At 63.3% G+C, this 5,279-nt stretch carries 6 protein-coding genes and 1 pseudogene; 5 read left to right on the top strand and 2 right to left on the bottom strand.

The annotated features are described in order from the left end of the window. Positions 1-854 (bottom strand): UDP-glucose 4-epimerase GalE (galE, locus tag AAG816_RS27340; RefSeq protein WP_341992879.1); only part of this gene is annotated, 854 nt, incomplete at its 3' end. Between the two features lie 200 nt (positions 855-1,054). Between galE and AAG816_RS27335 the strand changes: the two genes are divergently transcribed. From AAG816_RS27335 to AAG816_RS27315, 5 genes are all read left to right on the top strand, one after another. Next, positions 1,055-2,044, top strand: a complete 990-nt coding sequence (locus tag AAG816_RS27335; RefSeq protein ID WP_341992878.1) for an NAD-dependent epimerase/dehydratase family protein — start codon at positions 1,055-1,057, stop codon at positions 2,042-2,044. Positions 2,045-2,294: 250 nt separating this feature from the next. Continuing rightward, positions 2,295-3,221: a hypothetical protein gene (locus AAG816_RS27330; RefSeq protein ID WP_341992877.1), complete on the top strand. Its 927-nt coding sequence runs from the start codon at positions 2,295-2,297 to the stop codon at positions 3,219-3,221. Between the two features lie 394 nt (positions 3,222-3,615). Further along, positions 3,616-4,299: a ParA family protein gene (locus AAG816_RS27325; RefSeq protein WP_341992876.1), complete on the top strand. Its 684-nt coding sequence runs from the start codon at positions 3,616-3,618 to the stop codon at positions 4,297-4,299. 26 nt (positions 4,300-4,325) lie between these two features. Further along, on the top strand, positions 4,326-4,697 hold the full coding sequence (locus AAG816_RS27320) for a stability/partitioning determinant (RefSeq protein WP_341992875.1): 372 nt from the start codon (positions 4,326-4,328) through the stop codon (positions 4,695-4,697). A gap of 48 nt (positions 4,698-4,745) precedes the next feature. Beyond that, complete coding sequence (locus AAG816_RS27315) at positions 4,746-5,066, top strand: hypothetical protein (protein ID WP_341992874.1); 321 nt, start codon at positions 4,746-4,748, stop codon at positions 5,064-5,066. Between the two features lie 85 nt (positions 5,067-5,151). On the opposite strand, the pseudogene AAG816_RS27310 reads toward AAG816_RS27315, so the two are convergent. Then, a pseudogene (locus tag AAG816_RS27310) lies at positions 5,152-5,279 on the bottom strand (recombinase family protein); the annotation flags it as partial.

Genomic DNA, 5,279 nt, shown 5'->3' with positions numbered 1-5,279 from the left:
GGCCGGCGCGGGGCCTCCAGCTGGGGCAGGGGTCGGCCTGCGGCGCGCTCCATGGCCGCCGCCACCTGACGCACGGAATAGCCGCGGCCATAGCCGCAATTCAGCACCAGGCTGTCCCCGCCCCCTTCCAGATGGCCCAAGGCGCAGACATGCGCGTCGGCCAGATCGCTGACATGGATATAGTCGCGCACGCAGGTCCCGTCCGGGGTGGGATAATCGGTGCCGAAGATGTTGAGCGCGTCGCGTCGGCCCAGGGCTGTCTCGCAGGCCAGCTTGACCAGATGGGTGGCGTTGGGGGTCACCTGCCCCGCCCGCCCCTGCGGATCGGCGCCCGCCACGTTGAAATAGCGCAGCGCGATGGAGCGGAAGGCCGGATGTGCAGCCGCCACATCAGCCAGCATCTGCTCCGTCATCAGCTTGGACCAGCCATAGGGGCTGACGGGGGCGGCCGGGGTCTGTTCCGTCACCATCTGGGCGGGCGGATTGCCATAGACGGCCGCCGTGGAGGAGAAGATGAAGCGCCCCACCCCCGCCGTCACACAGGCCTCGATCAGGCTGCGGCTGGCGGCGGTATTGTTCCGGTAATATTTCAGCGGATCGGCCACCGATTCCGGCACGATGATGGAGCCGGCGAAATGCATGATGGTGCCGACACGGTGATCGCGCAGCAGGCTGCCCACCCGGTCAGCATCGGCGACATCGCCCAGGATCAGCGGCACATCGGCGGGCACCAGCCCCCGGGCGCCCGTGGAAAGGTCATCCAGAACCACGACCGCGCGGCCCGCCGCCCGCAAGGCCAGGACGGCATGACTGCCGATATAGCCCGCACCGCCTGTGACAAGTACCGTGTCCATTTCCAATCCCTGGCGTTTGTGGCGCCACTATGCCCCCTCCGCTCCTGTCCTGGAAAGGGCGGTCGCCATCGGCCTGATCCTGCGTAACAGGATGATATCTGAAAGCTATCTGATATCATCTTAATGCCAACCCCTTGCCATCCCCCGCCGGATCGCTCATAGCCACCTTTCCAACGCACCTGGCGATGTAAGGACATGTCATGCCGATCCTGGTCACCGGCGCTGCCGGCTTCATCGGATACCATACCTGCCGGGCGCTGCTGGACCGGGGGGAGCAGGTGCTGGGGGTGGATAATTTCTCCCCCTATTACGATATCCGCCTGAAACAGGCGCGGCTGGACCTTCTCACCCCCCGTTCCGGCTTCCGCTTCCAGAATACCGACATCGCCGACCGCGACGCCATGACGGCCCTGGTTCAAGCACATCCGGATATCACCGGCATCATCCATCTGGCAGCTCAGGCCGGGGTGCGGCATTCGCTGATCGACCCCTATACCTATATCCAGACCAACCTGATGGGGCAGGTGGTGATGCTGGAGGCCGCCCGCCTGCTGCCGGGCCTGCAGCATTTCGTCTATGCCAGCTCCTCTTCCGTCTATGGCGCCAATCAGGAGATCCCCTTCTCCATCGATCACCGCGTCGACCGGCCCGTCTCGCTCTATGCCGCCACCAAGCGCGCGGATGAGCTGATCACCCGTACCTACAGCCATCTCTACGGGTTGCCGGCCACGGGCCTGCGCTTCTTCACGGTCTATGGGCCCTGGGGCCGGCCCGACATGGCGCCCATGCTGTTTGCCGAGACCATTCTGGAGGGAAGGCCGATCCGGGTGTTCAACCATGGCGACATGGCCCGCGACTTCACCTTTGTCGATGACATCGTGGCGGGCGTACTGGCGACACTGGACCGGCCCGCCACGCCCGGCCAGGATGTGGTGCCGCACCGGGTCTATAATCTGGGCAACCACCGCCCCGAGCCGCTGCTGCGCTTCATCGGCCTGATCGAACAGGCCCTGGGCCGCAAGGCCGAAATGGTACTGGAACCGATCCAGCCGGGCGATGTCGCCGCCACCTGCGCCGATATTGAGGCCAGCACCCAGGACCTGGGCTACCAGCCCCGCACCAGCCTGGATGAGGGCATCCCGCGCTTCATCGACTGGTTCAAGGCCTATCGCGGCGTGGCTGAAGGTTAATGTGATATCAGATATCTACATGATAGCTATCTGCTTCTAAACTGAGCTTCCTCAACTGGCAGGAAGCAAGGAAGAGAAGGCCACTCAGCAGGTCCTGCCGGGCAAGCAAACAGGTGCGGAGCTGAAGGGGTAGCGGATCGCCCGACCGGCTTGACAATCAGACCAGAACAGCTAAAATAGCTTAAGGCTGTATACCTGATATATATGTCCTTAGGACATATATATCAGGTATACATGAACGGGACCACCTATGGCAGAACGCCTCTCAAGCCCCATCCGCGCGATCAAACGCACAAGACTGGCAGCCTCCGTCCTGGACGTGGTCATCGCCCCACAGCAGGCGCTTGTCACCCGTTACGCCATCCTGAAGGCCTTGCACCGGATTGATCAGGATGCCACCGGCCACAAGCTGTTCCGCAAAGAGCCGCTGGGGAAAATCCATGTGCAAAGGGTCATCGGCAATCTGATCGCGACCAAGGCGCTGGCTTCAGACCCGGATTATGGCCGGAATGTCTATCGCGTGCTTTCCATGGGCGATGCCACTGCGGAAGAGGCTTTCGCGCTGGTCACCCCGTTCGGCTATGTCTCGCACCTGTCCGCCATGCAACGCAGGGGGTTAAGCGACAGGCACCCCGTGGCACTGCATCTGACCTTGCCGGCGGATACGGTGGCGCGCCGGATGGCGACGGAACAGATGGGGATGGATTTCCCCCCGCCCTTTGATCGGTTGCCCGTTGAAACCGGGGTACGGCTGGTAAACATGGTGCCACCCGCAAAATTACGCGGTCGGGCCGTGGAGGTGACGAAGACAGCCCATCCCGGCACCTGGCTGACTGTTCGCGGCACAGCCACCCGGCTGGCCACCATCGGCCAGACCTTTCATGACATGCTGGACCGTCCGGACCTGTGCGGCGGCATGGCGCATATATGCGATGTCTGGCGTAACCATGCCCAAACCTATCTGCCGGAAATCATCCGGGTGATCGAGGCCGATGGGTCCCCCATTGCCAAGGTGCGGGCCGGTTATCTGCTGGATGAAGTGCTGGGCCTGAAGGAGGACGCGCGTATCCAGGGTTGGCTGGCGCATGCACAGCGCGGCGGATCGCGCGTGCTGGACCCGTCACAGCCCTTTGCGCCCACCTACTCAGAGAAATGGATGCTGTCCATCAATGTCTGACCACCCGATCCCGGCCCGCACCGTCGATATCAGCGCCTGGATGCCGGGGAACACCACCTGATCCTGACCACGCTGCATGACAAAAGTCAGGCACGGAATATCACAGCGACCGTCAACTCCCTTGAGGACCTCGACCTGATCCGTCGTGCCAGGGCCGATTGGCATACACTGGAACAGGAGGTCGGTGAGTTGCCCGATTTCGACGAACGGCTGAGGGTGGTGCAGTGCTTCTATCGTAGTCTGCCCTGGTAGCCGCTTCGCACCCTATATGATATCTATAAGTTATCTATATGATATCGTGTAGCTATTAGATAGCACTTTGATTACTATATTTCTGACAGATACCAACATGCGATCACTTTGATCGCAGATTGAACGCATCAGGTCCGCCGCCATGCCCACCATCGTTTTCGCCAGCCCCAAGGGCGGGGCCGGCAAATCCACTTCCGCAGTTCTACTGGCCACGGCCCTGGCCGGGCAGGGGGCCAGCGTCACCATCATCGATGCCGACCCGAACAAGCCGGTGTCCCGCTGGGCGCGGCTGCCGGGCAAGCCCGCGAACCTCACCGTGCTGGCCGATGTGACGGAAGAGACGGTGACCGACGCCATTGACGAGGCGGCACAGAAAACCGCCTTTGTCATTGTCGATCTGGAGGGCACAGCCTCCATGATGGTCGGTTACGCCATGAGCCGGGCCGACCTGGTGGTGATCCCCAGCCAGGGATCGCAGCTGGACGCAGGCGAGGCGGTGAAGGCCATCCGGCTGGTGCGCAGCCAGGAACGCGCCTTCCGCCGGGATATTCCCTTCGCGGTGCTGTTCACCCGCACCAGCGCCGCCATCCGCCCGCGCTCCCTGCAAAGCATCGCGGCGGAATTCGCGGAAAATGACGTGCCCGTCTTCGAGACGCAGCTGCATGAGCGCGACGCCTTCCGCGCCATCTTCGCCTTTGGCGGCGCGCTGGCCGATCTGGATCCGACCCAGGTCACCAACATCAAGGCCGCCACCGCCAATGCCCTGGCCTTCGCGGGCGAGGTGGTGGCGGTCCTGAAGGGTGGCATGAAGGCGTCCGTGGCCTGACCCCGGCATTGAAGGAAGCGACAAGCATGACCAAGTCCCGCGCCAGCATTTTCGGGGAAGGGGAGGAGGGGCTGGACCTGTCCGGCTTCGCGCCCAAGGCCGCCCGCGACATCCAGGCCCCGCCCGCCGACGCCATCCGCGCCGTGTCGGAAGCCGCCCGTTTCCCCAGCCGGGAAGCAAAAACCGCCCCGGTCCCGCCGCCGCCTGCCCGGCGCGAACAGCGCCGGCACCGGACCGGCCGCAATGTGCAGTTCAACATCCGGGCGCGTCAGGAAACGATCGACACCTTCCTGGCCATCGCCGACCGCGAAGGTTGGGTACTGGGGGAGGTGCTGGAACATGCCGTGGCCGCCCTGGAGCGGGAGCTGACGGGCGGGAACGGGACTGGCCGTGGCTGATATCCCCATCACCTGCCACCGCCTGCCGGAAATGCCGGATGGCGTGCCATGACGGGGGCATCCCATGGCCACGATCAGGCGGTCGGGCCACTTTCCCCCGTCATGCGGTTTTTGCTCGACCTTATGACGGCCCGGCTGACCGACGCTTCGCCCCCTCCCGCTTCGGACCTGGACTGGACCCAGGTTGCGCCCCTGGTCCGGCATCATCGCCTGTTTCCATATCTGGCCGGCATCCAGGGTTTTTCCCCCGCAATCCAGGCCCAACTGAAGGATCTGCGCACCAGAGCGACCCAGGAAACGCTGCTGCTGGGCAGCCGGCTGCGGATGATCGCTGAACGGTTCCAGGAAGGGGTGCCAACACGAAAATAACTTTTATGTACCGCTCGAGAGAACAAACAGGGATCGGTAGATCGATGGCGTTGTGGGAATGGAATTGTCAGGTGCTTGGCACTCATTAAACCTTGCTGGGTTCGTTCCACCCGGCGCGTTTCAACGTGTCGATCAAGGTACTGCGTGCGATGCCGAAGGTCCGGCACACGGCGGCCTTGCTGGCTCCTCCGTACAAGGCGGCCATGACCGCCT

The organism is Azorhizobium sp. AG788 (assembly GCF_943371865.1).
Taxonomy (GTDB): Bacteria; Pseudomonadota; Alphaproteobacteria; order Rhizobiales; family Xanthobacteraceae; genus Azorhizobium.
Note: the sequence above shows the minus strand (reverse complement) of the source record. Positions and strands in the feature narration are given on the sequence as shown.